The following is a 15,402-nucleotide window of genomic DNA, read 5'->3' on the forward strand; positions in this document are numbered from 1 at the left end:
CATTTTAATGCGTATATTGATAAAAATAGTTAAAATTGGAAGATAAGTATCGATTATTGTAAAAGAATGAACGCTACATATATTTTTGAGTTTTAAAGAAGGACCAAAAAACTCAGTTTAAGTGCCTAAACCGGCTTAGAAGACCGAGTCTTTTCAAAATATATCGAAATGATGTCAGCATAACGTAAATATCCCAAATATTTTCCATTCTCTTCCACCGGAATCTTATCCATCCCCCTATCTAAGAGGGTTTTGAAGGTATTCGCCAGGTTTGTATGGACGGAAATCGGAAGAATCGATGTATCAGCCACATCTTTCACAAGGATCAGGTTTTGGGTAAGATCTCTACCTTCTAAAAATAAGCGGCTTGTACGTAGGGAGATCATTCCGAAGTAGTTTCCATCTTCCTGCAAGACTATATAGTCGCTTGCGTTGATCTTAAGCGCTTCTTCTTCCAACTTAGAAAGAAGGGTAGAAGTTTTGACCTCCGCAATATTTCTAAGTTTGCCCCGAATATCTTGGATGAGGATACCTTCTAATAAGTCCCGATTCATATCCCAATCATGAGCTGGAGATTGGAAGCGAGTGTTCTTTTGGCTTTTGTACAAATTCAGTTTATGAGAGAGAACAAAAGTGATGATCGAAACAATCATCAAAGGGGGAAGAAGAGAATAACTTCCTATGATCTCGCAAATCATCACCATTCCTGCAATCGGAGCGCTTGCTATGCCCGCATAAAAAGCACCCATCCCGACTAGAACAAAAGATGCAACAGACACTTGGTAACCTAAGACTAAATTTGCAAATGTTCCAAGTGCTCCTCCTAACATTCCACCTATGAATAAGGAAGGTCCGAACATTCCTGCAGATCCCCCGGTTCCTATCGTAAATGAAGTGGTGATAATTTTTAAGAATGCGAGAAGTAAGAAAAAGAATATGATCTGCATATCTTGATCCAAATAAGAACTGTAATTTGGAAATTGAAAACTACCTTCTAAAACATCTTGTAATACACCGGCTCCAGTACCCAGAACTTCAGGTAAAAAATAACCTATGATCCCTACGGGAATTCCGCCTAATGCAGGCTTGATCCACGTGGGAAATTTCCAAGACTTGGACCATTCTTGCATGAATTGAAATACCTTAATAAGAAAGGCTCCATTCAAATAACAAACGATCCCTAAGAATAAATAGAAGATAAGCTCTTTATATTCTATAAATCCGATCTCAGGAACTTTGTAAACAGAACCGAATCCGTTAAAAGAAGAGTATGTTAAGAATGCGGTTACAGAAGAGATAATACAAGGAACCAATGTATCACTTTCTATATCTTCTCTGTACATCATTTCAACAGAGGTCAAGGCTCCACCTAGAGGAGCATGAAAGATAGCTCCAAGTCCTCCTGCAGTTCCTGCGAGTAATAATGTACGCCTCGCCCTTGCGCCTGCTTTGGTTATGTTAGCGACAAGCGAACCGAATCCTGCACCGATAAGAGAGATAGGGCCTTCTTTTCCTCCGCTTCCGCCGGATGATAATGTGAATATAGTCGCGATCGACTTGATCAGAGGGACTTTCGGATCTACTTTACCTTCTCTATTATGAAATGAATCTATTAATGAATCCGTTCCGGTTCCTGCAGAATCAGGAGAGAATTTCCAGATAATCCAGCCTGCAATCAGTCCTCCTAAAATAGGTAGAACCAAAAGAACCCATCTTCCTAAATAAATAGACGGGATCGGCTCCAAAGAAACGAAATATTCGCCCCCAGAATGTGTATTATGTAAACCGGATATTGATTCTAAGGAAATATATTCTGCCCAGGCAAGGGCTCTAGAAAAAAGGAGGGCCCCCAAACCGGAAACGATCCCGGTTAGGACGCAATACAAATATAAGGATCTTCTGCCCTTAATCGTGAAATAAGATGAAATAGGTCTTAGTCGGAATTTTGTTAAGATGTTTCCGAACATAAAGGATCCTTAAAATGATTTGGAAACCGAAATCTCCATGATCCGATTATGAGTATATGTATCTTGCCAACCGCCGACCATTCTATATAATCTAGGAATGATCAACAAACCGATGAACACAGGTGCTCCGGGAGAATCCAAAACATTTCCAGAAGCGGTAGGCTTTAAGAAGTAGGACTCAAGAGCGCTGTTCTTTTCCATAGTAGTGGTCGCATAATAATATCCAATCCCCGCCAGTAAAAGATCCAAACCTATATAACCAAACATACTTTTGATCCTATCCGAGCCTCCGTATACTGGAGATTTATAAGAATTATAAAAAACGGATGCAGCAGGTTGGATGAGAGCCAAAGACTCACTCCAAAAATAATTCTTACGATAAGGTTCGAACTTTGCCTCTTCCGAAACGTCAGCATAATTTGCAAGTCCACCAGTTAATTCTTTTTTAGTAAGTTCTTCTTGCAGAAAATTCCTAAAAACTTTTTCAGTTCCCTTTTTAGAAGATTCGATCCGGATTAAACTCATCTTATCTCTTTTAGCGAGTCCTAAAACGAATACATCCAATTGTAAGGGAGAATACCATTTAGTAGTATATCTAAATGCAAAACCTTTTGTGTTTTGGTTAGATAAAACTCTATCATACGTTAATCGATTTAACGCAGAAAGAAGCCTTGTATCATTTTCTCCAGGTTCACCTTCTAATTCAAAAACTTCCCCGGCGAAAATAGAGGAGAAGGAAGACAAAAGGAAAAATACGAATAAGGTCTTTAGGATTTTATGTTGAAAACTTTTTTTCATGTTCATTAAGAGATCCGATCCCCAAGCAGAAATCCGGCTAATAGCATGGATGCATTATAAGTGATATGTGCAGTTACTGGAACCCATATATTACCGGTTTTTAAATAAGAAATTCCGAATGAAAGCCCCACAAAGATCAGAAGGATCGGAGCCACATAAGATCCTCCGTTAAAATGTACCACTCCAAAAATAACAGAAGTGATAATTAGTCCGATGGAACCCAAGTTTTTTTCTTCAAAGTATTTTAATAAAAATCCTCTGAAGAAAAATTCCTCGAAAATTCCGGCTCCGAATGCAATCGCAAGCAATGTCCATCCTAAGAGCTTCCAATTCATGTAAAGATTTTTGGTTAGGATAATTTCCAGATAATTAGATTGGGGTTTGCCTATGATAAAAAAGATCAGGCTACTTGCAACATTCACAAAACAGAATGTAGCAAATCCAGTTGCGACACCTGCTAGTATATCTCTTCCATTTGCAGAATCGGTAAACTCGGCGGTTTCTATCCTAGAGATCTTTCGGATAAAAAAGTAAGAAGGAACTAAAAAACATAACCCCCAGATGATCCTATCCAAAGACAATAACCAAGGGCGTTTAGTTACTACAAATTCGGTATATTCTCTAACTGCTTTTTCAGCGGAAGCAGGTTCATTCCAAACAACTTCGGAAGGTACTGTGTTTACTACTTCCTTTGCTTTTGTAAAATTTTGTTTCGAAACTTTTAGCGATAAGGTACTCTCTACTTGGAATCGAGTAACCTTCATATAGGAATACATACCGATGAACAGTACGAAAACCTGGATCAGACCCATGAGCAGAACATCTCTGCCAGGCGCTAGTTTTTGATCTTCCTTTTCTAAATCCATTCCAAAGGGCCCTTCCAATCATTTATGGGGGATTTTTTGCGTCATTGTTTTTTTATAATCTGCCGACTAGAGAAAAGATATGCCTTCCTTCAAAAGACATCTCATAACTTTGTTAATCGCACTCATCCTAATCTCACTAAACGAGGTTCACGCGGTTTATGATCGCCTTCCCTTAAAAAGTTTAGAATATTCAGACACGAAGATCATCCGGGTCAGAGAAGAGATAAAATATAACCTTCAAATTTCAGTTTCCAACTTGGACCAAAAGGATCTGGTACATCTCAGATTCCTAGTCTACAAAGTTGGACCCAAAGATACTTTTTTTAAGATCATGGCCAGGACCGGAATGGACTTGGACACTCTTTCTTCCGTAAACGAGTTAGCTTCTCCCCAAGACATCTACCCTGGTATGGAACTTTTGATCCCGAACATGAGAGGTGTTTACGACTCGGAAGAACATTCTCCTGACGAATCCGGACGCAAAAAAGTCGCGGCCCGTTTTCGGATCTCCCCCAAATTCTTATACTATGATGACCTCAGAAAATCTTGGTTCGTTCCAGGAAGAGGATTACCTAAAGAAGAGAAAAACTTTTTTTATGGATTAGTATTCTCCGATCCGTTAGCAGAAGAAGGAAGACTGAGTTCCAAGTTCGGAAGAAGAAAAGACCCTTTTACTAAAAAGGATACTTTTCACGGCGGGATCGATCTAGCTGCGGAAGAAGGAACACCAGTCTATGCGTCTGCTGATGGAGAAGTTTCATTTTCAGGAGCAAGAGGCGGCTATGGAAGCCTAATCGTTTTGAAACATGGATTAGGTTACGAAACCAAGTACGGACATTTAAGTAAATTATTGGTAGCACCCGGTACAAAGGTCAAAAAAGGACAATTGATCGGAGAAGTCGGAATGAGCGGAAGAGCCACCGGATTTCATTTACATTTTGAAGTATTGAGAAATAGTTTGAGACAGAGGCCCATATTTAAGGGTCATGTCTAATGTTCTATCGATCTCTTTCTAATCCTGCTATTCGGATACTCATTCCTTCTGTTCTTTTATTCCTAATTTTCGGGATCTTTATTCTATTCGGCTGGACCAAAGTAGATCCTACTGATTACGACCCAGATGATATCATTCGCCAAGAAGAAAGAGATATATTATTTATCTCTAATGTAGTTAACGAAAAATCCCCAATAGAAAAACCGTACGGTCTTGCAGTCGATTCCAAGGGATCCATTTATACGGGTTCTTCCGATGGGAATATCTATAAAATCAAGACTGACGGACAAACGGAACTATTTGCTAAAACCTCCGGAAGGGTATTAGGAATTGTATTCGATGGAAAAGAAAATTTAGTCGCATGTGTTTCAGGACTAGGACTTGCATTTTACGATTCCAAGGGAAATGAGAATGTACTTCTCAGAGAAGATTCGGAAGGAAATCCATTAACCAATCTATTCGGTTTGGATATCGCTTCCGATGGAACGGTTTATTTTACTGAAGTTAGTCGAAAGTTTTCGTATGAAGATTCTTATTTAGAAGAATTGGAATCCAAACCGAACGGTAGAATTCTTTCTTATGATCCAAGAACCCAAGAAGTAAAAACGATCTTAGAAGATCTTTATCATCCAACTGGGATCAGTTTATCTTCTTCGGAAGAATTTTTGGTTTTTGGAGAAAAATATAGACATCGTGTTTCTCGTGTCTGGTTAAAAGGAAAGAAGGCAGGAAAGGATCAGTTTTTGATCGCACATCTTCCTGGAAGCCCCGCGCTGATCAGCTCGGACTCTCAGAGAAATTTTTGGATCGCGTTATCTTCTCCTAGGCATATTGCAATCGATAAGATACAAAACTTCCCACTTTTGAAAAAGGCGATTGCCGCACTTCCATTCTTCTTTCGGCCTTTAGAAGGAGAATTAGCATATATTCTTTCTATGAATGAAGAAGGGGATATTAGTCTTTCTTTAGTAGATAATACTTCGGATAAATTGGGATCCATTACTTCTGCTTTGCAGTACGGATCGGGAGTGTTGCTTGCAGGATTTTCTTCTCAGAAAGTTTGGAAGTGGAAGTTTGAAACTTTAGAAATGTTTTTCTAAAGTCCAAAAGCGCCCCGATTGGAGCGCCTTTTGTTAGGTCGGATTTACATTGCTCCTAATAATTCCCTGAACTTATCCAAGGAATATCGAGCGGCAAAGTCCCCGAATCTTTCGTTCGGACTTCCTTCTTTTTTCCAAACTTCGAATGCTTTCTCTAGTTGGACTGGAATGTCTGCAAATGGAACCTTTTTAGCAACATAGTCGCCTACTTTAGTTCCTTCCGGATTTCCTCCAAAGAATAAGGAATATTTTCCACCTGCTTGTTGGCCAACGATACCTATTTCCGCAGAATAAGGTCTTGCGCAACCATTAGGGCATCCAGTCATTCTCACGATAGGAGCTCTATCATTCAGGTCCAACTTATCGATCACTTTTTGGATGGATTCCAATAGTTGCGGGAAAGTCCTTTCAGATTCGGTCAATGCCAAACCGCAGGTAGGAAGTGCAGGACATGCAAGTGCACGATCATACAAAGGTTTAGGAGAAGCAGGATTAATATTATATTCTTTTAATTTAGATTCTAACTTCTCTTTATCTTCTTTTTTGATTCCCATCAAAACCAAATCCTGATCCGCAGTTACCTGCACGTTCAGTTTGAAACCGGAAATGATATCTTTCAAAGCAGTCTTTAACGGCTTTTCAGGAAAGTCCTTAATCCTTCCGGAAAGAGTATGGAATCCTAATGCAAGAGTTCCATCCGCTCTTTCTGTCCAACCGAGATAATTAGGAGTTTCCCATTTAGGAAGTTTACGATCGATATCGAATTTTGCACCTGATCTACGTTCTACTTCGGAACGGAACCATTCCACACCCTTCTCAGCTAAAACATATTTCAGACGAGCATGTTTACGGTTCGTACGATCTCCGAAATCTCTATGGGAAGTTACGATACCTTCCGCAACGGAGATCAGATCTTTTTCAGGGATCCAACCTAGTAAGTCAGCCGCTCTAGGATAAGTCTCAGGTTTATTGTGGGTCATTCCGAGCCCGCCGCCTGCGAAAGCGAAATAACCGTCTATCTTTCCGTTCGCATCCAACGTAGCGGCGAATCCCATATCGTTGGTGTAAAGATCGACAGAGTTATTACCTGCAAGAGTAACGGCTATTTTGAACTTTCTAGGGAGATAAGTGGTTCCATAGATCGGATCTGGTTCGTCCTCTTTATTAAGCTGACTTTCACCTAACCATAATTCGGCGTACGCGTTACTCTTATATTTAAAATGATCGGATAATAATTGAGCGATCGGATCCAATTGGCTAAGCTCTTTGTTTCCCCAAGGGTTTAATGCCTGAGTCACATTACGCACAACGTCACCACATGCTCCCATAGTGGAAAGATTCACCTTATGGACTGCTTGCATGATCGGTTTAAGATCTTTAAGAAGGATTGTGTGCATTTGGATGGACTGTCTAGTAGTTAAACGTAAAGCGCCACCGCCGAATTTATCGGCCAAATCGTCCCAGACCATGTATTGGTCAGAAGTAAGCCTTCCACCCGGGATCCTTCCACGGATCATAAAAGAGGTTGGGTTCTCTATAAATTCTCCGGCGTCGTCTTTCCTACGGTCCCTGTCCTTTTGCTGGTACATTCCGTGGAATTTGATCAATTGTTTGTCATCTTCCTCGAATCCATCTGCACCTGTTTCAATAGCAGTACCGATCTTTCCTCTTAGTCCCTTAGAGGCGGTTTTAATATGTTCGACTTCGCTAAGTTCTTTTTGTTCTGACATCGATCGTATTCGTCCTTTTGGATTAGCTTCCTATGATTTCGTATCCGTTGATAAGTATTTCTGTTTAAACTCGCTCAGCAAAAATTTGAGAGCGGTTTTCCTTTCTTCCGGATCACCTAATTTACGTTTGCTCAAATTACGGATTTCTAATAAATTTTCGAGTTCTTGATCATGATCCTTAGGAAGAATCTCTTCAAGAATGGTACGGATGGTCCCTGCAAGTCCAGCGAACCCGCCTTGAGTGGAAACCGCCACACGGATCGGTCCCCTATCAAAATATGCAGAAGAATAAAAATCACAAAGAGAAGGATCGTCCGCACAATTGATCCAAATCTTTTTTTGTTTTGCGTATTCAACTAAGTCTCGATTGGTCTGTCTATCGTTTGTAGCAGAATATACCAAATCGAAACCATCCAGATCGGAAACATTAACTTCTCTCGTTTCTATCTTTGCGTCTTTAATGGAAAAAAGTAAACGAACAGTTTCCGATTTGAATTCTTTAGAGATAACCGTGAGTGAGCAGCCAGTATCTTTCAAGTGTTGTAGTTTCTCGAGGGCCACATTTCCTCCGCCTACTACTAACACTTTCTTATTTTCTAATTTTATAAAAACCGGGAGAAGTTGGTTCATAGTTCTTCTCCTTGAGAAGCAAATCCTTGAATGTCTAGTTCAGGGTTTTCGCCGATCAAATGAACAACAGGACCAATATAAATAATTCCAGGTCCTGAACTTTGTTTGGATAAACCTTCTTCTATAATTTTACCCAAACTTGTTACGGTTGTCTTTTGATTTTTTAAACTGGCATTTTCCACCAGAGCTACCGGAAGAAGAGAAGAAGCTCCGTTATCGAGCAATTTTTTAGAGATCTGTACAATGGAAGAAGTTCCCATAAACAGAGCGATTGTTCCCTTGAACTCGGCAAACCATTTCCAATCGGTATCTTCTTGTAAAACAGTATGACCGTCCATGATCAGGACCTGTCTAGATAATCCTCTATGAGTTAGGGGAAACCCTGCACCGGAAGATCCGGCACTCAAAGCACTTACACCCGGAATGATCTCATATGGAATTTTATGTTTTCTTAAAGTGAGTAATTCTTCTCCGCCTCTACCGAATACGAAAGGATCTCCTCCTTTCAAGCGTACGACGGTTTTACCCTGGAGAGAATATCTTATGATCAGATCTTGGATCTCTTCCTGAGTTGCAGAGTGCTGCCCTGCCCTTTTACCAACATAATGGACAATGGAAGAAGAAGGAAAATATTCCAAAAAGGAAGAATCTAATAAAGCATCGTACAGAATTACTTCTGCTTTTTCTAATATTCTCAGGGCTTTTAAGGTCATTAGTTCCGGATTTCCGGGACCCGCTCCCACCAAATATACTTTTCCCACTTCGGTATTCATCAAATTAGATCAGTAGGCTCCTACGATCATCCCAGCACCAACTGTATTATTGGTACCTTCATCCACCAAAACGAAACTTCCCGTTCCACGATTTTCAGAATAAGGATCGAACGCGACAGGTTTGGCAGTTCTAATCTTGATCCTTCCGATCTCGTTCAATGCAAGTTGAGAAGATTCTAATTTTTCGTGAGTTTGGATATCTATCCTAAAGGAAATTTCCTTAACTGCGGACTTTACGGATCCTGTAGTTTGTCTTAAAAGATATTTATTTCCTGGAACCAAAGATTTGGCGTCCATCCAACAAAGTTCCGCTTCCAGATCTTGAGATACGGTTGGCTGGTGTTTATCAGTTACAATCATATCTCCACGGCTGATATCTATTTCATCTTCCAGAAGAATAGTAACAGACATTGGAGCAAAAGCTTCTTCAACTTCGCTTTCGTAAGTGTTGATAGATTTGATCTTAGAACGTAATCCGCTCGGAAGAACTACTATATCGTCTCCCTTTTTGAAAACGCCACTTCTAACCTGACCGGCATATCCTCTGTAATCATGATGATCTTCCGTTTGAGGACGGATCACATATTGAACCGGGAATCTAGGCTCGTGTTTAGTCTCATCCACTTCGATTTCCAGGTCTTCTAAGTAACCCAAAAGAGTTTTACCTTTCCACCATGTCATATTTGGAGAAGTATCTACAACATTGTCCCCGTTAAGAGCGGAAATTGGTATGAACTCCAACCCTTTAAAATCCAGATCGGAAGCAAAGTTTTTATAATCTTCTACGATCTCCTCAAAACGTTCTTTGGAAAAGTCCACCAAGTCCATCTTATTCACGCAGATAACTACATGAGGGATTTTTAATAAAGAAGCAATATAAGAATGTCTGTAAGTTTGTTCGATCACTCCCTTACGAGAATCAATCAGGATGATTGCGAGCTCGGAGTTAGAAGCACCGGTCACCATATTACGTGTGTATTGGATATGTCCCGGTGCGTCCGCAATGATGAACTTTCTTTTTGGAGTAGAGAAATACTTATAGGCCACATCGATTGTGATCCCTTGTTCTCTTTCTGCTTTAAGTCCGTCGGTAAGAAGAGCTAAATTGATCTGACCGTTTACTTGGCCTGTTTTTTCGATCGCCTCTAACTGATCTTGGAATACCGATTTGCTATCGTACAAAAGACGACCGATCAATGTGGATTTTCCGTCGTCTACACTTCCTGCAGTAATAAAACGTAATAAGTCCATCAGAAGTAACCGCCTCTTTTACGTTCTTCCATCGCAGCTTCGGAACGTTTATCGTCCAATCTAGATCCTCTTTCCGTAGTTCTAGAAGTTTGGATCTCACGAATAATATCATCTAAGGAATTTGCTTCAGACTCAACTGCGGCTGTACAAGTCATATCGCCGACTGTTCTAAAACGTACAGTTTTCTCTTCTACCTTATCGGAAGAATCTAAAGTAACAAATTCTGAAACAGGGAATACTACATTCTCTCTCCAGACGATCTGTCTTCTATGAGAAAAATATAATGAAGGAAGCGGGATATTTTCAGATTTAATGTATTCCCAAACATCCAGTTCGGTCCAGTTACTGATAGGGAAAACCCTTACGTTCTCTCCTACATGGATCTTTCCGTTATAAATATTCCAAAGTTCCGGTCTTTGTAGTTTAGGATCCCAACTTCCGAATTCGTCACGTACGGAGAATACTCTCTCTTTAGCACGGGCTTTTTCTTCGTCCCTTCTTGCACCGCCTATACAAGCGTCAAATTTGAATTCTTCGATAGTATCTAATAATGTAACCGTTTGGATCGCGTTCCTGCTTGGGAATTTCCCTTTTTCCTCTACAGCTTTTCCTTGGTCTATAGAATCCTGAACGTATCTAACGATCAGTTTTTCTCCGATACGATTCGCAAGATCATCACGAAATTGTAATGCTTCAGGAAAGTTATGTCCGGTATCAATATGTACCAAAGGAAATGGGAATTTTCCAGGACGGAATGCTTTCAGTGCAAGATGGACTAAAGTGATCGAGTCCTTCCCCCCTGAAAATAAAAGCGCAGGTCTCTCGAATTGGGCGGCAACTTCCCTAAGTATATAAATGGATTCCGCCTCTAGTTGTTGGAGATGCGACAATCGAGTTCTAGTCGTCATACTTCTGATCCTTTTTTTCTTACCAGTTTTCCATCCACCCAATGCAGTCCGCATTCTTTCGTGGATTCATTCTCCCACCACCAACGGCCGGCTCTAAAATCTTCGCCTGCCATGATCGCTCTTGTACAAGGAGCGCATCCGATACTGGGATATCCTTTATCATGGAGAGGATTGTATGGAATATGTTTATCTTGGACGTACTGTTGTACGTTCTCCCAAGACCAATCCAGAATAGGATGGAATTTCAAAATATCCCTTCCAGTATCCAACTCCACTTTGGTCAAATTTTCTCTGGAACCGGATTGATCGTTACGAATTCCGGTAATCCAAATTTTAGCTCCCTCTAAAGCTCTGTTCAAAGGGACAACTTTGCGAATATGACAACATTCTTTTCTATTTTCTATAGAATCATAGAAGGAATCAGGGCCCTTCTCATTGATCAGATCTTCTACCGCTTGCGCATCCGGAAAGAATGTTTGGATACGTTTGCCATACATTCCATTCGTACGTTTATGAAGTTCGTAAGTTTCGGTGAATAACCTACCTGTATCCAAAGTAAAGATACGAATTTCCAAATTTTGGGAATAAATTGCGTGAGTGATTACCTGATCTTCCAAACCGAAGCTGGTCGAGAACACTGCTTGCCCCGGAAATTCTTGGGAGATTTTTGCCAAAGAATCTTCTAAGCTCAGACCTTTTAATTTTGCTTCCAGATCGGATGGACTCATCGAAATCGAACCTTTTTATATTGGACTCGCCCAAATTGAGGCTGACCAATATAATGTACCAAAGTTTTATATATTGGACTATTTGTAAAGTATAGTTGATGCTATATTACAAGGTTCCCACTGGAACCGGTACAGAATAGAGAATTTTTATAGAATATAGAAATTCTCCGATTTACTTTGAGAATCTTAGATCTCTGCCGAATTTACTGCCTATTCTATTTTTCACTAAATGTTGTTTTCGGTTATGTCGCTAAATTTTTGAATGCATGTAGTAGATCTGATTAAGTTAGAATTTGATTTTAGAATAATTTATTTCTAAATCCTCGGAACTTTTTATACGCCAGCTACACAATCTTTCAAAAAACAAAAAACTTAACCATCTATTTACAAAGAACGTCTAACTCCTCGTATTCGATTGAGAATGGATCATCCAAATTTTTTTATAGGACTCGTTCAATTTAAAATTTAGAAGAACGAATTAGAATCGATCTTAATCACAACTGAACATCGGTCTAATATTCATTTTTTATAACTTTCTTTTTAGTCATTGAGAATGTATGATATATTTGGTGTAATTGACGAATTACATATCCTTAGGAATTTTGGATAAAGATGGGAACTATAAATAAAAAAAATATACTAGAGATGTTCTCCCGTTATTCTGTCTGGGTTCTGCCTGCAATAATACTAATTTCGGACATCATTGTCAGAGATGAGATATTACCTACTTTCAAACCCTTACAGTGGGCGTTTTATTTTCTCTCATTTATCTATTCAATAATTCTATATTCTGCAGCGATCATTCTTCTCAGAATACTCTACCAACAAAAATCTAAGATAGCATACTATATCGTATTCTCTCTGATCTTATCTTTTTATGTAGGAACATTATTAGGTTCTTACGGATACTATGCGTATACCGGGATTATGCCTAACTTCTTTGTGTTCTCTTTTATATTCCACGAACCGTTGAACAGTTGGACAATCGTGGAAGGCGGATTTACTAAATCCTCTTTAGTTTTCGGACTTTTAGCCTTTATAGTATTAGGAGTTTCTCTTTGGTTCACGGCAACCAAGGAACCTCTGAAATACAAATTCCAAATACCTGTACGGATCGGAGTAGTGATCGTATTTTTAGCGATTAGTGGTTTCTTACATAATAATACAAGATTTAACGATCAAGTATATGTCTCCGATACCAATACAATCGCATTCGTTTGGAGAAACTTATACAACCACCTAACAGGAGATAGTTTAGGATCTGCCGGGTTACAATCCAGGAATAAACCTAGACTTCCTCAAATAGGTTCTAATCCTAAATTCAATGTTCTATTTGTAGTAACAGAAAGTTTAAGAAAAGGAAGTTTAGGGGTATATGGTTACGAAAGAAATACCACTCCTTTCATGTCCAAATTCGCTCAAACAGCGGATCGCAGCCAATACTTCTTATTTAAAAAGGCTTATTCAAATTCCAGTTCTACTCTTCTTTCTTTTCCAAGTATATTAACTGGTGTCTCTCCTTCACAACCCGTTCCGATGACTCATACTTATCCTTTGTTCTGGGAGTATGGAAAATCCGCAGGACTTTCTACATTCTATATCACTAGCCATAACCTACAGTGGAATAACTTTGAAGGATTTTTCAAAAACTCAGGGGTCGATTTCCTTTGGGATAAAGAAAGAAGTGGCTTAAAAGTATTCAACGATATCGGTATCGACGATAGAGAGACCGTAAAAGAATTTAAAAGATATCTTACCGAATTTAAAACCTCAGGCAAAAGATTCGCCGGAGTTTTGCACTTCAATACGAATCATTTTCCATACATAGTGCCTGAAGAATCCAAGTTCTTTCCAGTAGATTCAGTTCCGGATCAGTATGATAACTCTGTTCGTCATATGGATAGTCTTCTGGAAGAAGTATATGCCTATCTCAAAAAAGAAGGTTTCTTAGAAAATACTGTAGTGATCTTTACCTCAGATCATGGTGAATCTCTTTTCGAGCACGATTATCTAGGACATATAGATAGCAATTACGTGGAAACAGTTGCTATCCCGATGTTGTTATACATTCCGAATTCTCTAAAAGAATCAGTAAACTTACAAGCTCTTAGAAGGAACACAGATAGGCCAGTTGCAAACACGGATCTAATTCCTACGTTCATAGATATTTTAAATCTGGAAAATAATTCCGCGATTAAAAAATATTCTGCAAATCTGGAAGGTAAATCTTTGCTCAAAGATATTTACGGAGATCGCAGGATCATCATAACCAATAATAACGAGATATCTTTATACAAAGTTGGGATCAGTTATATTAAGGGAAATTATCATTATATAATGAATCTGAACTCTAATCCTTCCAAAGAACGTCTATTTGATCTTTCTAAAGATCCGAAAGAGTTAAAAGATCTTTGGGCAGAAGTAAGTGAAGAGAGTAAGATCCATTTCAGAGAAGTAGTAAAAGACTGCAGTATTTGTGTGGAATTATTCACATCCCAAGGTTTAGAGTATCTGACTTCGGAAGAAGATCTGGAAACTGCTGAGCTAAAAAGAAGTTCTACTAAACCTGCTGCTTTTTAATTAAACCTTAGATCTTTCGGAAGATGATTTAAATCCTTCCCAAAACTTTTCTAATTCTTCTTTATTTTCCGGTTTGGTATGCCAACGTCTATGCAGCCAGAAATAGTCTCCAGGGTGTTTGTAGACTTCTTCTTCCAAACGTTTTACCCACTTGTAAGTAAATTCTCTCTCCCATAATTCCGGGTCCTTTCTAGGATCCAGATCTGGTCTTTCGAATTCTTCTACATGAAAATATAATTTTCCAGTCTCATCGTACCAACTGCTGCAGAATAAGATGGGAACATCAGTCATTCTAGAAAATGTTGCAGGGCCCAAGAAAGTAGAAGCCATATTCCCTAAAAAAGGAAAGAACGATCCTGTTTTTCCTGCGTCCTGATCTGAGATAAAAGCGACTAACTTTCCTTGTTTCAATAAAGTCAGTGCCTTTCTTGGACTTTCATCCGTGTAGACTAATTTAATTCTTTGAGAAGCTCTGTTCTTTTCGATCCAAGCGTTTGACCAAGGATTGGATTGTCTTTTTGCAAATACATACAGATCATTTTTAGGAGCTGTATAACAAATGGAAACCCCCATGGTCTCCCAGTTACCCAAATGACCTAAAACTAAGATCCCACCCTTTTCAAATAATCGAGTATGAGTTTCTTTATCCGGTAAGAAGGTCACCCATTTATCTATGAATTTTTTATTCATTCTGGGTTCTTCACAGAACTCATTAGCCATATGAGAAAGATTTCTGAGATTATGAAAAATGTATTCTTGGATCTCAGATTCGGATATTTTTGGAAATGCAGTTCGTATATGTCTTTCGATCCTCTTTTTAGTGGCACCTGTCGTTTTGGCCAGGAATCGAATGATACTAAATAGGATCTTTCCCCTAAGAACATAAGGGAAAATAGAAAGGATACCTACCAATATTCTTGCGGATACGTACTGTAGGAATTTTTTGACTTTTTGTCTTTCGCTTCTTGGTTTAGGATTCACCATAACATCAATCCCGCGTTTAAAAACAATTCCAGGATCACACGACTTATTCTTAAATTTAGGACCTTCTCCAAATCTAAAAATAAAAAAAACGAA

General features: G+C 39.1%; 13 protein-coding genes. 3 read left to right on the forward strand and 10 right to left on the reverse strand.

Annotated features, from left to right (window positions below; genetic code table 11):
• Positions 1-125: 125 nt before the first annotated feature.
• From EHO65_RS15530 to EHO65_RS15540, 3 genes are read right to left on the reverse strand one after another with little or no spacing between them, the layout of a single operon-like run.
• Complete coding sequence (locus EHO65_RS15530) at positions 126-1,967, reverse strand: chloride channel protein (RefSeq protein ID WP_135775474.1); 1,842 nt, start codon at positions 1,965-1,967, stop codon at positions 126-128.
• A gap of 9 nt (positions 1,968-1,976) precedes the next feature.
• Positions 1,977-2,771: a hypothetical protein gene (locus tag EHO65_RS15535; protein ID WP_135775475.1), complete on the reverse strand. Its 795-nt coding sequence runs from the start codon at positions 2,769-2,771 to the stop codon at positions 1,977-1,979.
• Positions 2,771-3,631: a CPBP family intramembrane glutamic endopeptidase gene (locus EHO65_RS15540; protein ID WP_135775476.1), complete on the reverse strand. Its 861-nt coding sequence runs from the start codon at positions 3,629-3,631 to the stop codon at positions 2,771-2,773. The genes EHO65_RS15535 and EHO65_RS15540 overlap by 1 nt, the downstream gene beginning before the upstream one ends.
• A gap of 79 nt (positions 3,632-3,710) precedes the next feature.
• Between EHO65_RS15540 and EHO65_RS15545 the strand changes: the two genes are divergently transcribed.
• Together EHO65_RS15545 and EHO65_RS15550 are read left to right on the forward strand one after the other, a co-directional pair.
• The gene (locus tag EHO65_RS15545; protein WP_135775477.1) at positions 3,711-4,625 is read left to right on the forward strand and encodes a peptidoglycan DD-metalloendopeptidase family protein; all 915 of its coding nucleotides are present in this window, start codon (positions 3,711-3,713) and stop codon (positions 4,623-4,625) included.
• Complete coding sequence (locus EHO65_RS15550; protein ID WP_135775478.1) at positions 4,625-5,725, forward strand: SMP-30/gluconolactonase/LRE family protein; 1,101 nt, start codon at positions 4,625-4,627, stop codon at positions 5,723-5,725. The genes EHO65_RS15545 and EHO65_RS15550 overlap by 1 nt, the downstream gene beginning before the upstream one ends.
• 44 nt (positions 5,726-5,769) lie before the next feature.
• Here the strand turns inward: EHO65_RS15550 and EHO65_RS15555 are convergent, their stop codons facing one another.
• Genes EHO65_RS15555 through EHO65_RS15580 form a run of 6 tightly spaced genes read right to left on the reverse strand, consistent with a single transcriptional unit; the run spans position 5,770 to position 11,745 of the window.
• Positions 5,770-7,455, reverse strand: a complete 1,686-nt coding sequence (locus tag EHO65_RS15555; RefSeq protein WP_135775479.1) for an NADPH-dependent assimilatory sulfite reductase hemoprotein subunit — start codon at positions 7,453-7,455, stop codon at positions 5,770-5,772.
• A 30-nt stretch (positions 7,456-7,485) separates the two neighbouring features.
• Positions 7,486-8,085 carry a precorrin-2 dehydrogenase/sirohydrochlorin ferrochelatase family protein gene (locus tag EHO65_RS15560; RefSeq protein WP_135775480.1) on the reverse strand — a complete coding sequence of 200 codons (600 nt, stop codon included), beginning with the start codon at positions 8,083-8,085 and terminating at the stop codon, positions 7,486-7,488.
• Positions 8,082-8,858, reverse strand: a complete 777-nt coding sequence (gene cobA, locus EHO65_RS15565) for a uroporphyrinogen-III C-methyltransferase (RefSeq protein ID WP_135775696.1) — start codon at positions 8,856-8,858, stop codon at positions 8,082-8,084. Before cobA ends, EHO65_RS15560 begins: the two co-directional genes overlap by 4 nt.
• 9 nt (positions 8,859-8,867) lie before the next feature.
• On the reverse strand, positions 8,868-10,109 hold the full coding sequence (locus EHO65_RS15570; protein ID WP_135775481.1) for a sulfate adenylyltransferase subunit 1: 1,242 nt from the start codon (positions 10,107-10,109) through the stop codon (positions 8,868-8,870).
• Positions 10,109-11,017, reverse strand: coding sequence for a sulfate adenylyltransferase subunit CysD (gene cysD / locus EHO65_RS15575; protein ID WP_100704992.1), 909 nt, complete (start codon positions 11,015-11,017; stop codon positions 10,109-10,111). Before cysD ends, EHO65_RS15570 begins: the two co-directional genes overlap by 1 nt.
• Positions 11,014-11,745, reverse strand: coding sequence for a phosphoadenylyl-sulfate reductase (locus EHO65_RS15580; RefSeq protein ID WP_135775482.1), 732 nt, complete (start codon positions 11,743-11,745; stop codon positions 11,014-11,016). The genes cysD and EHO65_RS15580 overlap by 4 nt, the downstream gene beginning before the upstream one ends.
• A gap of 612 nt (positions 11,746-12,357) precedes the next feature.
• Here EHO65_RS15580 and EHO65_RS15585 point away from each other — a divergent pair.
• The gene (locus tag EHO65_RS15585; protein WP_135775483.1) at positions 12,358-14,325 is read left to right on the forward strand and encodes a phosphoethanolamine transferase; all 1,968 of its coding nucleotides are present in this window, start codon (positions 12,358-12,360) and stop codon (positions 14,323-14,325) included.
• Here the strand turns inward: EHO65_RS15585 and EHO65_RS15590 are convergent, their stop codons facing one another.
• Complete coding sequence (locus EHO65_RS15590; RefSeq protein ID WP_135775484.1) at positions 14,326-15,309, reverse strand: lysophospholipid acyltransferase family protein; 984 nt, start codon at positions 15,307-15,309, stop codon at positions 14,326-14,328.
• Positions 15,310-15,402: the final 93 nt, after the last annotated feature.

The sequence above is a fragment of the Leptospira andrefontaineae genome, assembly GCF_004770105.1.
In the GTDB taxonomy this organism is placed as follows: domain Bacteria; phylum Spirochaetota; class Leptospiria; order Leptospirales; family Leptospiraceae; genus Leptospira_B; species Leptospira_B andrefontaineae.

Bases quoted from the DNA above. Each gene is read 5' to 3' on its own strand.
- EHO65_RS15545 (WP_135775477.1), top strand. From the start codon at position 3,711: ATGCCTTCCTTCAAAAGACATCTCATAACTTTGTTAATCGCACTCATC.
- EHO65_RS15550 (WP_135775478.1), top strand. From the start codon at position 4,625: ATGTTCTATCGATCTCTTTCTAATCCTGCTATTCGGATACTCATTCCT.
- EHO65_RS15555 (WP_135775479.1), bottom strand. From the start codon at position 7,455: ATGTCAGAACAAAAAGAACTTAGCGAAGTCGAACATATTAAAACCGCC.
- EHO65_RS15535 (WP_135775475.1), bottom strand. From the start codon at position 2,771: ATGAACATGAAAAAAAGTTTTCAACATAAAATCCTAAAGACCTTATTC.
- EHO65_RS15560 (WP_135775480.1), bottom strand. From the start codon at position 8,085: ATGAACCAACTTCTCCCGGTTTTTATAAAATTAGAAAATAAGAAAGTG.
- EHO65_RS15580 (WP_135775482.1), bottom strand. From the start codon at position 11,745: ATGAGTCCATCCGATCTGGAAGCAAAATTAAAAGGTCTGAGCTTAGAA.
- EHO65_RS15585 (WP_135775483.1), top strand. From the start codon at position 12,358: ATGGGAACTATAAATAAAAAAAATATACTAGAGATGTTCTCCCGTTAT.
- EHO65_RS15590 (WP_135775484.1), bottom strand. From the start codon at position 15,309: ATGGTGAATCCTAAACCAAGAAGCGAAAGACAAAAAGTCAAAAAATTC.
- EHO65_RS15530 (WP_135775474.1), bottom strand. From the start codon at position 1,967: ATGTTCGGAAACATCTTAACAAAATTCCGACTAAGACCTATTTCATCT.
- cobA (WP_135775696.1), bottom strand. From the start codon at position 8,858: ATGAATACCGAAGTGGGAAAAGTATATTTGGTGGGAGCGGGTCCCGGA.
- cysD (WP_100704992.1), bottom strand. From the start codon at position 11,017: ATGACGACTAGAACTCGATTGTCGCATCTCCAACAACTAGAGGCGGAA.
- EHO65_RS15540 (WP_135775476.1), bottom strand. From the start codon at position 3,631: ATGGATTTAGAAAAGGAAGATCAAAAACTAGCGCCTGGCAGAGATGTT.
- EHO65_RS15570 (WP_135775481.1), bottom strand. From the start codon at position 10,109: ATGGACTTATTACGTTTTATTACTGCAGGAAGTGTAGACGACGGAAAA.